The 16,729-nt window shown below is 30.4% G+C and carries 16 protein-coding genes; 6 read left to right on the forward strand and 10 right to left on the reverse strand.

Going from position 1 to position 16,729, the window contains the following annotated elements:
• Positions 1-5: 5 nt before the first annotated feature.
• Both OD91_RS00095 and rlmD read right to left on the reverse strand, forming a co-directional pair.
• On the reverse strand, positions 6-368 hold the full coding sequence (locus tag OD91_RS00095) for a four helix bundle protein (protein WP_144894381.1): 363 nt from the start codon (positions 366-368) through the stop codon (positions 6-8).
• Positions 369-440: 72 nt separating this feature from the next.
• On the reverse strand, positions 441-1,892 hold the full coding sequence (rlmD, locus tag OD91_RS00100) for a 23S rRNA (uracil(1939)-C(5))-methyltransferase RlmD (protein ID WP_144896880.1): 1,452 nt from the start codon (positions 1,890-1,892) through the stop codon (positions 441-443).
• Between the two features lie 126 nt (positions 1,893-2,018).
• Between rlmD and OD91_RS00105 the strand changes: the two genes are divergently transcribed.
• On the forward strand, positions 2,019-2,582 hold the full coding sequence (locus OD91_RS00105) for an RNA polymerase sigma factor (protein ID WP_144894382.1): 564 nt from the start codon (positions 2,019-2,021) through the stop codon (positions 2,580-2,582).
• Positions 2,575-2,946 carry a DUF6768 family protein gene (locus OD91_RS00110; RefSeq protein WP_144894383.1) on the forward strand — a complete coding sequence of 124 codons (372 nt, stop codon included), beginning with the start codon at positions 2,575-2,577 and terminating at the stop codon, positions 2,944-2,946. The genes OD91_RS00105 and OD91_RS00110 overlap by 8 nt, the downstream gene beginning before the upstream one ends.
• 58 nt (positions 2,947-3,004) lie before the next feature.
• On the opposite strand, the gene OD91_RS00115 is transcribed toward OD91_RS00110, so the two are convergent.
• Together OD91_RS00115 and OD91_RS00120 are read right to left on the reverse strand one after the other, a co-directional pair.
• Positions 3,005-3,622, reverse strand: coding sequence for an OmpA family protein (locus OD91_RS00115; protein ID WP_144894384.1), 618 nt, complete (start codon positions 3,620-3,622; stop codon positions 3,005-3,007).
• Between the two features lie 108 nt (positions 3,623-3,730).
• The gene (locus tag OD91_RS00120) at positions 3,731-4,888 is read right to left on the reverse strand and encodes a mechanosensitive ion channel (protein WP_144894385.1); all 1,158 of its coding nucleotides are present in this window, start codon (positions 4,886-4,888) and stop codon (positions 3,731-3,733) included.
• 179 nt (positions 4,889-5,067) lie between these two features.
• On the opposite strand from OD91_RS00120, the gene rocD reads away from it, so the two are divergent.
• Positions 5,068-6,306: an ornithine--oxo-acid transaminase gene (gene rocD, locus OD91_RS00125; RefSeq protein ID WP_144894386.1), complete on the forward strand. Its 1,239-nt coding sequence runs from the start codon at positions 5,068-5,070 to the stop codon at positions 6,304-6,306.
• Positions 6,307-6,362: 56 nt separating this feature from the next.
• Here rocD and OD91_RS00130 read toward each other — a convergent pair whose 3' ends face one another.
• On the reverse strand, positions 6,363-6,677 hold the full coding sequence (locus OD91_RS00130) for a CCC motif membrane protein (RefSeq protein ID WP_144894387.1): 315 nt from the start codon (positions 6,675-6,677) through the stop codon (positions 6,363-6,365).
• A 1-nt stretch (position 6,678) separates the two neighbouring features.
• The gene (locus OD91_RS00135) at positions 6,679-6,966 is read right to left on the reverse strand and encodes a DUF2752 domain-containing protein (protein ID WP_144894388.1); all 288 of its coding nucleotides are present in this window, start codon (positions 6,964-6,966) and stop codon (positions 6,679-6,681) included.
• A 71-nt stretch (positions 6,967-7,037) separates the two neighbouring features.
• On the opposite strand from OD91_RS00135, the gene OD91_RS00140 reads away from it, so the two are divergent.
• The 3 genes from OD91_RS00140 (at position 7,038) to OD91_RS00150 (ending at position 11,691) form a co-directional block, all read left to right on the forward strand.
• The gene (locus tag OD91_RS00140; RefSeq protein ID WP_370511730.1) at positions 7,038-9,227 is read left to right on the forward strand and encodes a S9 family peptidase; all 2,190 of its coding nucleotides are present in this window, start codon (positions 7,038-7,040) and stop codon (positions 9,225-9,227) included.
• Positions 9,228-9,339: 112 nt separating this feature from the next.
• Entirely contained in the window at positions 9,340-10,335 is a 996-nt protein-coding gene (locus OD91_RS00145; protein WP_144894389.1) for a PLP-dependent cysteine synthase family protein, read from the forward strand.
• 102 nt (positions 10,336-10,437) lie between these two features.
• Positions 10,438-11,691 carry an aminotransferase class I/II-fold pyridoxal phosphate-dependent enzyme gene (locus OD91_RS00150; protein ID WP_144894390.1) on the forward strand — a complete coding sequence of 418 codons (1,254 nt, stop codon included), beginning with the start codon at positions 10,438-10,440 and terminating at the stop codon, positions 11,689-11,691.
• A gap of 81 nt (positions 11,692-11,772) precedes the next feature.
• On the opposite strand, the gene OD91_RS00155 is transcribed toward OD91_RS00150, so the two are convergent.
• The 4 genes from OD91_RS00155 to OD91_RS00170 form a co-directional block, all read right to left on the reverse strand.
• Positions 11,773-12,318: a cupin domain-containing protein gene (locus tag OD91_RS00155; RefSeq protein ID WP_144894391.1), complete on the reverse strand. Its 546-nt coding sequence runs from the start codon at positions 12,316-12,318 to the stop codon at positions 11,773-11,775.
• 83 nt (positions 12,319-12,401) lie between these two features.
• Complete coding sequence (locus OD91_RS00160; RefSeq protein WP_144894392.1) at positions 12,402-13,205, reverse strand: AraC family transcriptional regulator; 804 nt, start codon at positions 13,203-13,205, stop codon at positions 12,402-12,404.
• A gap of 139 nt (positions 13,206-13,344) precedes the next feature.
• Positions 13,345-15,156, reverse strand: a complete 1,812-nt coding sequence (locus OD91_RS00165) for a DEAD/DEAH box helicase (RefSeq protein ID WP_144894393.1) — start codon at positions 15,154-15,156, stop codon at positions 13,345-13,347.
• A 164-nt stretch (positions 15,157-15,320) separates the two neighbouring features.
• The gene (locus tag OD91_RS00170) at positions 15,321-16,670 is read right to left on the reverse strand and encodes a hypothetical protein (protein ID WP_255513118.1); all 1,350 of its coding nucleotides are present in this window, start codon (positions 16,668-16,670) and stop codon (positions 15,321-15,323) included.
• Positions 16,671-16,729 lie beyond the last annotated feature (59 nt).

Here is a 16,729-nt window from a genome sequence, read left to right on the forward strand (position 1 = left end):
TTTGTTTATGCGTTTATTTGCGTATTTCGAAGTGAATTTAACATATTGGTTATTTTCTCTATTTTTTCTCGGAGCAATATATAATCATTTTCAGAAATAAAGTTTAATTCTTTTGAAATTATAAGTTGATTTAACAATTCCATTGCAGAGCTAAAAGAAATAGTTGTAAACCGAGCTTTATCCTTATTGGTTTTTCTTGAAGTTCCTTCCGCAAGGTTTGAGGCAACAGAAACCGAACATCTTCTTAATTGACTTATTAACCCAAATTTTTCCTCGGAGGGATATTCTTTTGTGATGCTGTAGATTTTTTTAACCAAAATGATAGATTCTTGCCAAACCAATAGTTTTTCGAATGAATATGTTTTCATAGTTTTTAATGCAATTTACTACAAATAAACAGATAAACATATCATCAACAATTCAACGAATAAACATTCAATTTATTTCTCAAACAATACCACAGTTTCTATATGGCTTGTATGTGGAAATTGATCTACCAAACTAATTTTTTTAAGTTTATAGCCAGCTTCTCTTAATAGCTCCGTATCTCTAGCTTGAGTTGCAGGATTACAAGAAACATAGACCATTCTATCTGCATTTATATCGATAATCTTTTTTAAAGTTTTCGGCGCAATTCCAGCTCTAGCAGGGTCTAAAATTATGGTTCTAATTTTGTTTTTATATTCTGGATGTTGATTTAGAAACTTACCAACATCAGCAGCAAAAAACTGTAATCCTTCTATATTATTTCTTTTTGCGTTTTCTTTAGCATCTTCAATAGCCGAAGCAACAATATCAACACCAATAATTTTTGCATTTTCACTTCTTGATGCAAGAATTTGCCCTATAGTTCCCGTACCACAAAACAAGTCCATTACCACAGTATTATCAATTGCCTCTTTGTTTTCTAATGCGTAGTCTATAACTTTATTATATAGTTTTTCTGCGGATTTAGGATTGGTTTGAAAGAAGCTTTTCATGCTAATTTCGAAATTTAAACCTAATAGTTCTTCAACTATTTTATCTTTTCCGTAGACCAAATCTATGCTGCCAGAAGTTGCAATGGTTCTATCGCCAGTTTCGTCATTTATAGTATGTAATAAACCAGCTAAACGATTGCCTAAAATATCTTTTAAGAAAGCTGCAAATTTTTGTAAATCGAACTGATCTAATTCTGGTGATGTGGTTACTAAATTACATAAGAGTTCATCCGTTTTAAACGATTTTCTAACTACAAAATATCTAAAGAATCCTTCTTTTCTTGGTCCATGCCAAGGCGCTAAACCAGTATCTTCACAATACTGTCTTATGTTTTTTAAATTATCTTCTAACTGTTTGTCAAACAAACCAGAATCTTTATCCAAATTATCACCCATCCACCAAACACCACGTCTTTTAAAACCTAGAGTGAAAAAATCGGCATCTGTTTTATTAATTCTATCATATCCAATTGCAGAAAAGCCATATTCCATTTTATTTCGGTAATGAAATACATTAGGTGATGTAATAAATTCATCAAACAGATCTTCTATGTTTTCTACTTTTCCAATACGTTTAAAAAGTGATAAAGTACTTTCTTTTTTATACTGATGTTGTAAATCGATTGGTAACTGAATATAAGGCGCTCCAGGAATATCTTGATAGGGAACTTCAATTTCATTCTCAGAAGGCTCTAAAACGTCAATTAACTTAGCTTCAGCGTATTTTTTGCTAGATTTACTAATCTGTGCTTTTACCAATTGTCCAGGCAACGTATTAGGAACAAAAACAACAAAGCTACCCTCATCAGAATGAATTCTTGCAATTCCTTTTCCACCAAAGGCATAATCTTCAATTTTTAATTCTAAAACTTGATTCTTCTTTACAAATTTGTTTCGTTCTCTACGTGGCATACTTTTTAATTGGTTTGCAAAACTATGAAAACTTATCATTTGAAAAGATGAAAACTAAATATTTCATACTTTTAAAAATAAATTGAACCTTTTTTTAAACTACACGTCTATAGGATGTAGCTATATATGAAACCAAACAACAAGTTTTCTGATAAAGAACTGATTCTAAAATATAAATCGGGTGATAAACTTGCCGTTTCTTTATTGGTAAAAAAGTGGCACCTACATTTTTGTAGATTGGCTTTTTGGTATGTAAAAGATGCAGATGTTGCTAAAGATGTTGCACAAGAAAGTTGGACGATTATTCTTAATAAGATATCAACATTAGAGCAACCTGAAAAATTTAAACCGTGGGCTATCAGTATTGTTAATAGAAAAGCTATTGATTTTCTTAGGAAAGAAAAAAGTAATCAAAACAAACTTGAAAAATATTATTCAGAAAATACACAAAGGAATAGAGGAGAAGGAAATGATGATGGTGAGCTGAATCAATATCATAAAAAAATACGAGAAGAAATTAATAAGTTATCAAATCATCATCAGCAAGTAATAACCTTGTTTTATAGAGAGGAATATACATTAAAGGAAATAAGTGAAATACTAGACATATCTGTTGGAACAGCAAAATCGAGACTCTTTCATGCGAGAGAAAAATTAAAATCAATATTAAAAAAATACAACCATGAATAAATTAGAAGACATTGATGCATTAATAAAAGAAACCTTAACGCAAGAGGAAGCTAAATTTTATGATGAATTAGACGAGCAAAACATTTTTCAAATGATATTTGGAATCTTTTCAGGAAAAAATAAATGGATACTTATTGTTATGAGTATTGTACAAGTTCTGTGGTTTGTACTATTTATTTATTGCGCGATTCAATTTTTTAATACTGATGAAACTAATGAGTTAATTCGCTGGGGAATATTTGGTAGTTTAAGTATCATGGGTTCGTCTATGTTAAAGTTTTATACGTGGATGCAAATGGATAAGAAAGCGTTGTTGAGGGAAATTAAGCGCTTAGAATTATTAGTTTTATCATCTAAGAAGTAAATAAAAAAGACCATTCAGAATGAATGGTCTTTTAAGTTGTAAACTATTGATTATTTTTTTAATTAGTGGCTTTTCTAGCATTTTTCATCATTTCTTTATTGGCGAAAATTGCAAATTCTACACGCCTATTTTTGCTTCTTCCTTCAAGAGTTTCGTTAGAAGCAATAGGGTCTTTTGTACCTAAACCTTTTGTTTTAATTCGGTTATAATTAATACTATTTTGTGTTAAGTAACTTTTTACAGAACTAGCTCTATTAGCAGAAAGTTTTTGATTATGATTCTCAGTACCTGTACTATCAGCATAACCATAAATCACAATATTAGTATTGATGTATTTTTTGAAAATAGGCACTAATTTATTTAAGTTGTCTTTTGCTGTCATAGTAAAAGTAGCTTCATCAGAATCGAAACCAACTGCATTTTCCCCCATTGTTAGTATAATACCTTCACCAATTCTTTCTACTTTAGAACCTGGAAGTGCTTTTCTAATTTCTTTGGCTTGCTTATCCATTATATCACCAATATAATCGCCAGTATCACCTCCAATAACATTATCTAAGGTTTTTACTATTTCAGATTTATTAGTTGATACTACATTTTTTTTGGACTTACACGATGTAAAAATACTTCCAGCTAAAAATAAAATTGCTACGCCATAAAATGTTGTTTTTTTCATACTACTTTTTTAAAAATTTAATGTTTAAAGATACTAAAAATTGATTTTAAATTATAAAGAAAAGCACCTTAAAGGTGCTTTTCGCTTAAATAGGGAGAACTCGGGACTTTACTTTTTATTAAACCTATCTAGTATTTTTTCCATTTGTTTTCCAGCTGCGGCTCTTCCGCCTAATCCGAAAGATAAAACTACTGTTAATGCAACTGCACCTAATGTAATACCAAACGCTAGGTTAATAATATCATCTGCAATACCCATTCGTTGTAATCCTATTGCTAGAAACACAGCGATGATTGCTATTTTTATAATACTTGCAACAAATTTGTTGTCGCCACTTTTCATAAAGTTATTCGCTGCAATAGTTGCAACCCAATTTCCGATAGCTAAAATTATCAATCCGAATAATATGTTTCCAGAAAGATTAACTACAGTATTCATAATTTCAGAAAGTTTAGAGAATTCTAATTTGTCGATGGCAGTCATCAATCCAAAAAGAATAATAAAAGCATAAACGATATTCGCAATTAGCTTTTCTACATTTGCTTTACCAACAAAAGAAGATAAGTTAGCACTTTTTATTACTTCGTTTAAGTTTAAGCTATCTAATAAGTCCTTAATAAATCCGCTTAAGAATTTACCTCCAACCACAAATACAATCATAATAATTGTTGCTACTAATATTTTTGGAATTGCTTCAAAGAAACTTTGTAACATATCAGTTGCAGGTTCTGAAACAGAACTAATACTTAAGATGTTTAAGGCTGCAATTAATAAAGGAATAAAGATAAATATGAAAACAACTTTCTTTAAAATTGTAACTAAATTGATGTTTTCTGGTAATCGTAATTTTGGAGCAAATTTCTGAATGGTCTCTCCTGATAAACCAACTAGTTCAGAAACTATAGTTGCAAGCATATAGCCAATGTATCCAACTAAACCAGCACCAACAATGTTTGGAATAAAACTAGTAAAACCATTTAATAGGTTTTTTACAGGTTCTAAAACACTCGTCATTCCTAATTTTTCTAAAGCTAGAATGAAAGCAAAAATCATTACTAAGAAGTAAATAAGTTTTCCTAATAACTCTCCTAAGTTTAATTTACTGCTGCTTAATGTTTTGTTTAAGCCAGATTTATTCGCTAATTTTCTTGTTAATCTTTTGAACAAGTTTGCAATAAACCATCCTAAAATAATAATTAATATTGCTGAGATTAAAGGACCAAAAGATCCTGTAATTTGATTGTAAGTTTGTAATAATTGATCCATTTTTTTGATTTTTTGTTGTACAATTATGACACAAACTTTTTTAATAAGTCACTTGAAAAATATTTATTACTTTTGTAATCTCTAGGGATGATTTCTTTCCCACGCTGAATTTTCGAAGTTCTTCGAAAGGATAAAGGTAGAACAGGAATGGTTATTTTATAAATTAAAAATTATTAAAAATGGCTGTTTTAGACCAATTAACTTCGCAACAAGCGATCGATTTAGAAAACAAGTATGGTGCGCACAATTACCATCCACTACCAGTAGTATTGAGTAGAGGAGAAGGCGTGTATGTATGGGATGTAGAAGGTAAAAAGTATTACGACTTTTTATCAGCTTACTCAGCAGTAAATCAAGGACATTGTCATCCTAAAATTGTGGATGCTATGGTAAACCAAGCAAAAACTTTAACATTAACGTCAAGAGCATTTTATAATGATATGCTTGGAACTTATGAAAAGTTTTCAACAGAACTTTTTGGTTTTGATAAGTTATTGCCAATGAATACAGGTGCAGAAGCAGTAGAAACGGCTTTGAAATTATGTAGAAAATGGGCATATGAAGTAAAAGGAATTGATGAAAATGATGCGCAAATTATTGTATGCGAAAATAATTTTCATGGACGTACTACAACTATTATATCATTTTCTAATGATCCAGTTGCACGTAAAAACTTTGGACCGTTTACAAATGGGTTCATTAAAATTGAATACGATAATTTAAAAGCATTAGAAGAAACATTAGAAAGCGATAAAAACATTGCAGGTTTCTTGGTGGAGCCAATTCAAGGAGAAGCAGGAGTGTATGTTCCTTCAGAAGGATATTTATCAACTGCAAAAGCATTATGTGAAAAACATAATGTACTTTTTATTGCTGATGAAGTTCAGACAGGGATTGCAAGAACTGGTAAAATGTTAGCGGTAGATCATGAAAATGTAAAACCAGACATTTTAATTTTAGGAAAAGCATTAAGTGGTGGAGCCTATCCAGTTTCTGGAGTATTAGCTAATGATAACATCATGAATGTAATTAAACCTGGAAATCATGGTTCAACATTTGGAGGAAATCCAATTGCAGCTGCCGTTGCAATTGCAGCTTTAGAAGTTGTAAAAGAAGAAAATTTAGAAGAAAACGCAGAAGCTTTAGGACAAATATTTAGAGCTGAATTATCTGTTTTTGCTGAAGAAAATAAATTAGTGAAATCTGTTAGAGGTAAAGGGTTGTTAAATGCAATCTTAATTAACGATACTGAAGAAAGTTCTACGGCTTGGGATATTTGTATTAAACTAAGAGATAACGGTTTATTAGCAAAACCAACTCATGGAAATATCATTCGTTTTGCACCACCTTTGGTAATGAATGAAGAGCAACTTAGAGATTGTATTGCTATTATAAAGAAAACAATTTCTGAATTTTAAGTATAGAAAATACTGATATAAATAAAAAGGGAGCCAATTGGCTCCCTTTTTATTTATTAACTTAATTGTTCTTGCATTTCTATGTATTGTTCCATAAAAGTATCCCATCCTATGGTGTAGAATCTATAAATTATTACTAGTAAATAAATCAAATTAATTATTAATATTACCAATGCAATTATTTTACCAGTATAAATACTATCTTGATTATCATACTCATCAGGATTTAAATGATACTTTTTTAATTCCGTTTTAGCAATATAGTAAGCAATTCCAGAAGGGATAAAACCAAATCCTGCACAACAACAAAGTAATAATCCAAGAATAGCTAAAACATAAATAAGAACAGAATATTGTAATTTTTGTTTCATTTTAAGAATTTAATTTAATGATATAATTTGTTAAGATGATAATGATGTTTATGATGGTTAGGTATAAAATAATCTTCTGAGCGTATTTAAACTTTATCTTCATATTTATTAAGACAAAACCAGCAAAAGTTATAAGTGTATAAATAGCTGGATACATTTTAAAGGCAGCAACAAATTCGCCTTTTATTAGAAAAAGAAGCGCACGTTGAATTCCACAACCAGGGCAGTCAAACCCAAAGAGTTGCTTGTTTATGCAAGGAATCATATATTCTTCTAACCCTAAAAACATTTTATAATTATTTTAAGAATAATTTAACAACAAATGTACTATTTTCACTCGGAATCAAAATCAAACTAAAAATGAAAAAAATATTGCTTACAACTGCAGTTTTTAGCCTTATTTTTGCAACTTCTTGTAAAAAAGAGACTAAGATTATGAAAAGTACCGATGGAAAAGCTCCGATAGCAGAAAAACAACCAAAAGAATTAGAAATTCACGGAGATAAAAGAATAGATAATTATTTCTGGATGCGTTTAACAGATGAGCAGAAAAACGCTAAAGAAAAAGATGCACAAACTCAAAAAGTGTATGATTATCTTACAGAAGAAAATACGTATTTTGAAGAGGTAACAGGTTTTACAAAAGATTTTCAAGAAGAATTGTTTCAAGAAATGAAAGGTAGAATTAAAGAAGATGATGCTTCTGTGCCTTATAAAAGTAACGGGTATTTTTATATCACTAGCTATAAGAAAGGAAACCAATATCCAATTTTTAGTAGAAAGAAAGGTAATTTAGATGCTGAAGAAGAAGTAATGTTTAATGTGAATGATGAGGCTAAAGGACATGATTATTTTCAATTAGGCGGATTATCAGTTTCTCCAAATAACAAATTAGTTTCATTTGCTACAGATACGGTAAGTAGAAGACAATATGTTTTGAGAATTAAAAATCTTGAGACTGGAGAAATCTATAAAGATGAAATAAAGAATACTACAGGAGGTTCTACTTGGGCAAATGATAATAAAACTATTTTTTATACTAAGAAAGATCCATTAACTTTAAGAAGTTCAAAAATATTTAAACATGTTATTGGAACACCAGCTTCAGAAGATGTAGAAGTTTATCATGAAAAAGATGATACATTCGGGACATTTGTTTATAAAACAAAATCTAAAAAATTCTTAGTAATTGGATCGTATCATACAGTAATGTCTGAATATCGTGTTTTAGAGGCAGACAATCCTAACGGAGAATTTAGAATGATTCAGCCAAGAGAGCGTAATTTAGAATATGATATTTCTCATTATGGAGATCATTTTTACATCAAAACAAATAAAGATGGAGCTACTAACTTTAAGTTGATGAAAACTCCAGAAAATAAAACATCAAAAGAAAACTGGGTAGATGTAATTCCGCATAGAGACGATACCTTATTGGAAGATGTTTCAATTTTTAAAGACTATTTGGTCATAGAAGAAAGAAACGAAGGTTTAAATAAAGTAAGAATTAAGAGTTGGGATAATAAAGGAGATTATTATTTGCCATTCGATGAAGAAACTTATGCTGCTGGTGTGTATTCTAGTTTTGATTTCGATACTAATATTATTCGTTATTCTTATACTTCATTAACAACACCAAATTCTGTAATTGATTTTAACATGGCAGATAAGTCAAAAGAAATCAAAAAAGAGCAAGAAGTTTTAGGAGGGAAATTTGATAAGAAAAATTATCTAAGTAAGCGTGTTTGGGCACCAACAAGAGATGGGAAAAAAGTAGCCGTATCGATGGTATATCATAAAGATACTGAGATTAATGAAGACACACCGTTATTGCAATATGCCTATGGTTCTTATGGTTCTACAGTGTCAGATAGATTTAGTACAACACGTTTAAGTTTATTAGATAGAGGTTTTGTCTATGCAATTGCGCATATTAGAGGAAGTCAATATTTAGGACGTCAATGGTATGAAGATGGTAAAATGCTAAACAAGAAAAATACATTTAACGACTTTGTAGATTGTTCTAAATACCTAATTAATAATAAATACTCATCTGCAAAACATTTATATGCAATGGGAGGTTCTGCTGGTGGATTATTAATGGGTGCTATTGTAAATATGAATCCAGAATTATATAATGGAATTATTGCTGCGGTTCCTTTTGTTGATGTAATTTCTACGATGTTAGACGAAAGTATTCCATTAACTACTGGAGAATTTGATGAGTGGGGAAATCCTAAAGACAAAGAATATTACGATTATATTAAATCATATTCACCATACGATCAAGTAGAAGCGAAAGCATATCCAAATATGTTAATCACAACAGGTTTACACGATTCTCAAGTTCAATATTGGGAACCAGCAAAATGGATAGCTAAATTACGTGAGTTAAAAACAGACAATAACTTATTGTTTTTACATACAAACATGGAAGCAGGGCATGGCGGAGCTTCAGGAAGATTTAATGCATTAAAAGAAACAGCGAGAGAATATACGTTCTTCTTAGCATTAGAGAATAAAATTGATAAGATTTTAGTAAAACCTTAATAGAATTTTATATTTCAATCGGTAAAACGTATTTTTGCCCTCGATTGAAAATTTATAAAGCCTTATAGCACTTCAATCTATAAGGCTTTATTTATGAAATCTAATAAGTAGCATGACAAGAAATCAGGAGATTAGCCATAATATTTTAGAATTAGTAGGTCAAACACCCTTAGTAAAACTTCAAACGATTACTAAAGATTTAAAAGGTGTGTATTACGCTAAACTAGAATCATTTAATCCAGGTCATTCATCAAAAGACAGAATTGCACTTCATATTATTGAAAACGCCGAGAAAAAAGGAATCCTTAAAAAAGGCGACACCATTGTAGAAACTACTTCAGGAAATACAGGTTTTTCATTAGCAATGATTGCCATTGTAAAAGGGTATAAATGTATTTTGGCGGTAAGTGATAAAACATCCCAAGATAAAATTGATATGCTAAAAGTGATGGGAGCGGAGGTACATATTTGTCCAGCGCATGTAGCTGCAGATGATGCTAATTCCTATTATGAAACTGCAAAACGAATTCACTTAGAAACACCAAATTCGATTTATATTAATCAGTATTTTAATGAGTTAAATATTGAAGCACATTATGTTTCTACTGGGCCAGAAATTTGGAAACAAACTAAAGGTAAAGTAACGCATGTAGTTGTTGCAAGTGGAACAGGAGGAACTATTTCTGGAGTTGGTAAATACTTAAAGGAACAAAATAAGCAGATAAAAATTTTAGGCGTTGATGCTGTTGGTTCTGTGTTAAAAAAATATCATGAAACAGGTGAATTTGATGTCAATGAAATCTGTCCTTATAAAATTGAAGGTTTAGGGAAAACCTTAATTCCTACCGCTACAGATTTTGATATTATTGATGTCTATGAAAAAGTAACTGATAAAGATGCTGCATTTAAAGCCCGAGACATTGTAAAATTAGAAGGTATTTTTCCTGGATATACTTCTGGTGCTGTTATGCAAGCTACGCAGCAGTATGCAGATAAAGACTATTTTACTAAAGATAGTGTAGTGGTTGTTATTTTTCCAGATCATGGTTCTCGTTATATGAATAAAATATATTCTGATAACTGGATGAAAGAACAGGGGTTTCTATAATCATAAATATTTCTTCATTTTTAAAGAATAGGTTTTTCACCTATTTGATTAGCTATTAAAAAAATAGTATTTTCGCCACAACTTAAAAATCAAAAAGTAAGAATGGTAAAAGATTTATTTGAGAGAATAAAAGGCGATAAAGGTCCATTAGGTAATTGGGCAGATAAGGCAGAAGGATACTATGTATTTCCAAAATTAGAAGGGCCAATTTCTAATAGAATGTCTTTTAATGGTAAAAAAGTAATTACTTGGAGTATTAATGATTATTTAGGATTAGCAAATCATCCAGAGGTTTTAAAAGTTGATGGAGAATCGGCAGCAGAAGATGGATTAGCCTATCCAATGGGAGCAAGAATGATGTCTGGTCATACAAAATATCATGAACAATTAGAGCAAGAATGTGCTGCTTTTGTTGATAAAGAAGCTTCGTATTTAGTAAACTTCGGATATCAAGGAATGGTGTCTGCTATTGATGCTTTGGTCAATAAAAATGATATTATTGTATATGATATGGATACCCATGCCTGTATTATTGATGGTGTTAGACTTCATGCAGGAAAACGTTTTGTATATCGACATAATGATATAGAAAGTTGCGAGAAAAACTTAAAACGAGCTACTAGAATGGCAGAAAAAACTGGCGGAGGAATCTTGTTAGTTTCTGAAGGTGTTTTTGGAATGCGTGGAGAGCAAGGGCGTTTAAAAGAAATAGTTGCCTTAAAAGAAAAATACAATTTCAGGTTATTAGTTGATGATGCGCACGGTTTTGGAACACTAGGCGAGGGTGGAAGAGGAACAGGATTTGAGCAAGGTGTACAAGATGGAATCGATGTGTATTTTGCAACTTTTGCAAAATCTATGGCAGGTATTGGTGCTTTCTTTGCAGGAGATAAAGATGTAGTACAATACTTACAATATAACATGCGTTCTCAAATGTTTGCAAAATCGTTACCAATGCCAATGGTAAAAGGTGCTTTAAAACGTTTGGATATGATTAGAACCATGCCAGAATTAAAAGAGAATCTTTGGAAAATAACCAATGCCTTACAATCTGGTTTACGAAATGCTGGTTTCGATTTAGGAACTACACAAACCTGTATTACTCCTGTATTCTTAAAAGGTGACATACCAGAAGCCATGGCTATGGTACACGATTTACGTGAAAAACACGGTGTATTTTGTTCTATAGTTGTATATCCAGTAATACCAAAAGGATTAATTATTTTACGTTTAATTCCTACTGCAAGACATACCCAAGAAGATGTTGATGAAACTATCACTGCTTTTTCTGCGATTAGAGAAAAACTAGCGAATGGAACGTACAAGAAAATAGCTGCTGCTATGATGAATGAGTAGTTTTTAGTTAAAATATTGATATATAAAAAACCAAGCAAATTGCTTGGTTTTTTGATCACCTTTGTGTGCTAAATATTTGTATTAGACAAAGCTAATTCCATGTTTCGCACAAATTTCAGCTACTTTTTTAAAATTGGGAGGACCCGCTGGAAGTTTTGATAATTCTTTGAACATATATTCTATCCCGGCAGGGAAAGCAGAGGTAATCATTTTAGCTTTTTCTGTTCCGACAACTTTCCAAGAATGGGGTATGTTTTTGGGGGCGAAAGCTACATCACCTTCATGTAAGACCGTTGTTTTTCCATTAACCATTATTTCAATTTGTCCTTTAATGACCCTAAATATTTCGTCTTCTTTGGTGTGGATATGTGGAGGAATACCAACTCCAGGCTCAACATTATCAACCCATTCAACTAATTGGTTATCAGTATCACTACCAATCAATTTATGGGTTTGAATATCACCGATTACATTTAAAACATCGCCTTCGGAATCTTTAATGATTTTTGGCTGTACATTTTTTGAAAGAGAATTTTTAGTTTTTGACTCTTTGCCTTGGAGGATTCCTGGAATTAGAGCAAATCCTAAGCCAATTCCCGTAGTTTGTATGAATTTTTTTCTGTCCATGATTATGATTTGTTGCAAATTACATTAGTAATTGTATTGCAACAATGTGAAAATTACGGTAAATCCTTAGAATTTAGGAAAAGTTAACTTTTTCTAAGCGTGGTAGGTGTAATTCCGGTATGAGTTTTAAAAAAGTAACTGAAATAATCTGGAGAAGAAAAACCTAATTCAAAACATATTTCTTTTATCGATTTATTTGAAAATTTTAAAGCATGCCTAGATCTCATAAGTAATTGTTCAATGATGATATTTTTTGAACTTACACTTAATACTTCTTGTACACATTCATTTAAATATTTTGGAGTGACATTAAGTAATTTTGCATAAAAGGCTACTTCATGATTTTTCAATACGTTTTCATCAACTAGTTTTTTGAATTTATAGACTACATTAGTTTTAGAATTATTGTTTGAAACTATTGATTTAATATTGCATTGTCCATCACAATACACAAAAAAGGTGTTTAACAGAGAGAGTATGGCATCATCTTTATGATTAAGTTGAGATCCTAAAAGTTCATCAATCATTTCAAGAATTGCTTGGGTTCTTTTTTCTATGCCTGGACTCAATTTAAATAAAGGTACTTCACCTGAATTGAAAAGTCTTACTTTGTTTATATGAAGGTTACTTAAGGTTGGATTATTTAAAATATCTTTAGATAAATATAAAATATATCCAGAAGATTCATTGTTTTCTTTCTTGAATATTTTCCATTGAAATTTAGAGTCAAGGAAAAAAATTGAATTTGATACATTTTTATATAATTCATTCTCAATCTCTATTCCATCAACTTCATTTTTAATCCAACAAACTACGTAATAATCACTATCAGGTTTTTTAGTTACCTCATTTATTATTTGTGATATGTTTACAGAATCTGGTTTCATTAAAATGCTTACTAATATATTTTTCGGTTTTTATCAGCAATGTCAAGTCGTAACGAAGTTAATGATTTTTATTATATGATTTATAAACAAAAAAACCTCGCAATTTGCGAGGTTCTCTATTTTATAAGGTTTTAAAAATCTAACGCTCTCTACGTCTTCTTCCGAAACCGCCAGATTTTCTGTCACCAGAATTTCTATCGGGTCTATCAGAACGTCCAGATCTATTTCTATCTCCTCCTCCAGAACCACTTCTTCTAGAAGATCCTTCAGAACTTCTACGTCTTCCAAATCCTCCATCTTTTTTTCCAAAAGGTTTTTTTCCGCCTCTTCTTCCGCCACCAGAACGTTCTTTCTTGGTAATTTCTACATTTACAGAACGACCTTCAAAATCAGGTTGATTATCTCCAAAAGCAGCTAATGTTTTTTCTTCGTAATTTTTATCAATCTCAAAGAAAGAAAACGTATCTAAAATATCAATCGCTCCAATTTCTATCTTATCACCAATATTTTGATCGTTAATTAAACCAATTAATTTAGCTGGATTCAAACTATCTTTTCTACCAATATTGATAAAGAAGCGCGTCATATTATCTGCAGTAGCTCTAGATCTAGAGTTTTCTCTACCTAAATCGTTTAAATCTTTAGAGTTTTCATAATACGCTAACATTGAATTAAACTCTAGAGAGACAAATTTTTGAATTAATTCTTCTCTGTCTAAGTCTTTTAACTTATCATAAATTGTAGGTAGAAACTCTTTAATTTCAGATTCGTTTACCTCAGTTTTCTGAACTTTATCTATTAAGTTCATCAATTGATTATGTACAATTTCTTTACCAGTAGGTACTTTTCCTTCTACAAATTTCTTTTTTATAATTCTTTCTATAACTCGTAACTTACCTTTTTCTTTACCGTTTACTAAAGCAATAGAAATCCCTTTGTTTCCAGCTCTACCGGTTCTACCACTTCTGTGTGTGTAGTTTTCTATCTGATCTGGTAATTTATGATTAATTACATGTGTTAATTCAGTAACATCCAAACCACGTGCAGCAACATCTGTAGCGACTAAAATTTGAATTGTTTTTTTTCTGAATTTACCCATCACAGAATCTCTTTGTGCTTGAGATAAATCTCCATGCAAAGAATCTGCGTTATATCCATCTTTTATTAAATTATCGGCAACTTCTTGTGTTTCTCTACGAGTTCTACAAAAAATGATGGCATAAATATCTGGGTTTATATCTGCTATTCTTTTTAAAGCTGGATATCTTGTTCTTTCAGTAACAGCATAAAACTCATGACTTACATTTTCTGAACCTGAATTCTTTTCTCCAGAAGTAATTTCTACTGGATTGGTCATATAATTTCTTGCAATCGCTTCAACTTCTCTAGGGAATGTTGCAGAAAATAATAAGGTTTGTTTTGTATCTGGAGTAGCTTCTAATACTTTATCTAATTCGTCTTTAAAGCCCATGTTTAACATTTCATCGGCCTCATCTAAAACGAGCCATTGAACGTTACCTAATTTTAAAGCTCTTCTTTTTATTAAATCTACAGTTCTACCTGGAGTTCCTACAACAATTTGTGACCCTTTCTTTAAGGATCTAATTTGATCTTCCATGCTAGAACCACCATAAACAGTAGTTACTTTTACGTTTTTTTGATATTTGCAAAAGTCCTTTATATTGTTTCCAATTTGAACTGCTAACTCTCTAGTTGGTGATAAAATAATTGCTTGTACATTGCTATTATTTTCATCTAAAAGTTCTAATATTGGTAAACTAAAAGCAGCTGTTTTACCAGTACCTGTTTGTGCAAATGCTTTTAAATCGTCTGTTGAAGATATGATTTGAGGAATTGCTTTTTCTTGAATAACAGTTGGTTTTTCATACCCTAAATCTGTTAATGCTCTATTGATAGGTTCTTTTAAACCTAATTCTAAAAATGTTGACATCTGTGTCTCTTTTGTAGATTCACAAACGCCAGTATTTGCAAACCTGATTCTTTATATTTTGGACGTTAGATTACTAATATTCTGGTAGTAAGTAATCTATAAATTAATTCACTGAGAATTAAAATCGTGCAAATGTAGTGTAAATAAACTAAAGGAAAAGAATTTTAATGTTTAGATAACTCTTCTAATTGTTTGTAGATCTTTCTAGAAGAGAGTGCTGCATACCCATTTACTACAATACCCTTTTTATTTACCAATATAGATCTTGGATATTTACTAGTTAAGAATTTATTTGCTTCACTGGTTGTATCAATATAAAACTGATTTTTAACATCTAACTTATCAATTTTATCAACTTTTTTGCCATCAATTTTTATTTGAATAAAGTTAATGTTAGGATATTTTTTAGATAAATAACCAATTTTAGAAACGATATAGCCTTTTCTAACATGTTTAGGGTTCCAAAAGAAAACATGAGAGTTTTTTCCTTTTAAAATAGCATTAGATTCCTGTGTTGCATTATTGAAATCAATTAAAGTGAAATTAGAAAGTTTGTCGCCAATTTCTACTTGATCACTATCATTTAATAATTGCTTAATTTTATTTTTATCTTTTTCGCTAGTACTTAACTTAAAGTATTCTGTAAAAGCATCTGTATTAACATTGCAACTAGATTTTCTATAAAAATGAGTTACTACTGTATGACTTAAATATTCGTTTTTAATTTCTTCATAGGTAAATTTATCATTGATTGTATTTAATAAATCAACAGTAAATTCACATGTATATTCGTCTTTCATCGGTTTATGACCTAATGAATACGTGTTGTTGTATAGATAATTTGTTAAAAATCGATTATAAACATAAAAGTCTTTAAGCGCATTGTTATTAATATTTATCCGTTTTCTATGCTGATAAAAATTTGAATCTGTTTTTGGAAAATTTGCCAATCCATTTTCTTTACTATGCACCATTGGATATCGTTCTTTTTCGCTATAAATAGGATACGTAAGAGCTACATTAATTAATTCTTTAAACCCATCAGATTCGTTAGGATTATTCTGTAATATGGAAGCTAATTTTTCTAATTTCCTTTTCTCTAAAGAATTTGTCTTAGCTTGAAATTCTTGAGGAGACAGTTTATACAATGAATAAAACTCCTTTTGTTCTTTTTCTGTTTCTAAATAGCTTTCAATAAGAATATTATTTCTTTCAGAACCTTTACCATTAAAAACAAGTGTTTCGTCAAATTCCCACGTGTTTAATCGTATTAAAATACTGTCTTTTGGTTGGAAATATATATATTGACTTTCTGGTCCATGTTCAAAATAATACAAACCTTCTTCAGTAAAATCGTAAGTTCCTATAAACTTATTCTCATTGTCTAAAAACAAAGTATCAATTACTTTATCTTCTTTAAAAAGTAAAACAAATTTAGCCTTTGGGTTTATAATTTTTCCTCCAAAATAAGTGTAGGTACTAACTTGCTCAGTTTTACAACTAATTAAAGCCATAAAAAGCATTAAAATGGGGAGTATATATTTAATTTTTTTCAGCATTATTCAAAATCATC

The sequence above is a fragment of the Lutibacter sp. Hel_I_33_5 genome (genome assembly GCF_007827455.1).
Classification (GTDB): domain Bacteria; phylum Bacteroidota; class Bacteroidia; order Flavobacteriales; family Flavobacteriaceae; genus Polaribacter.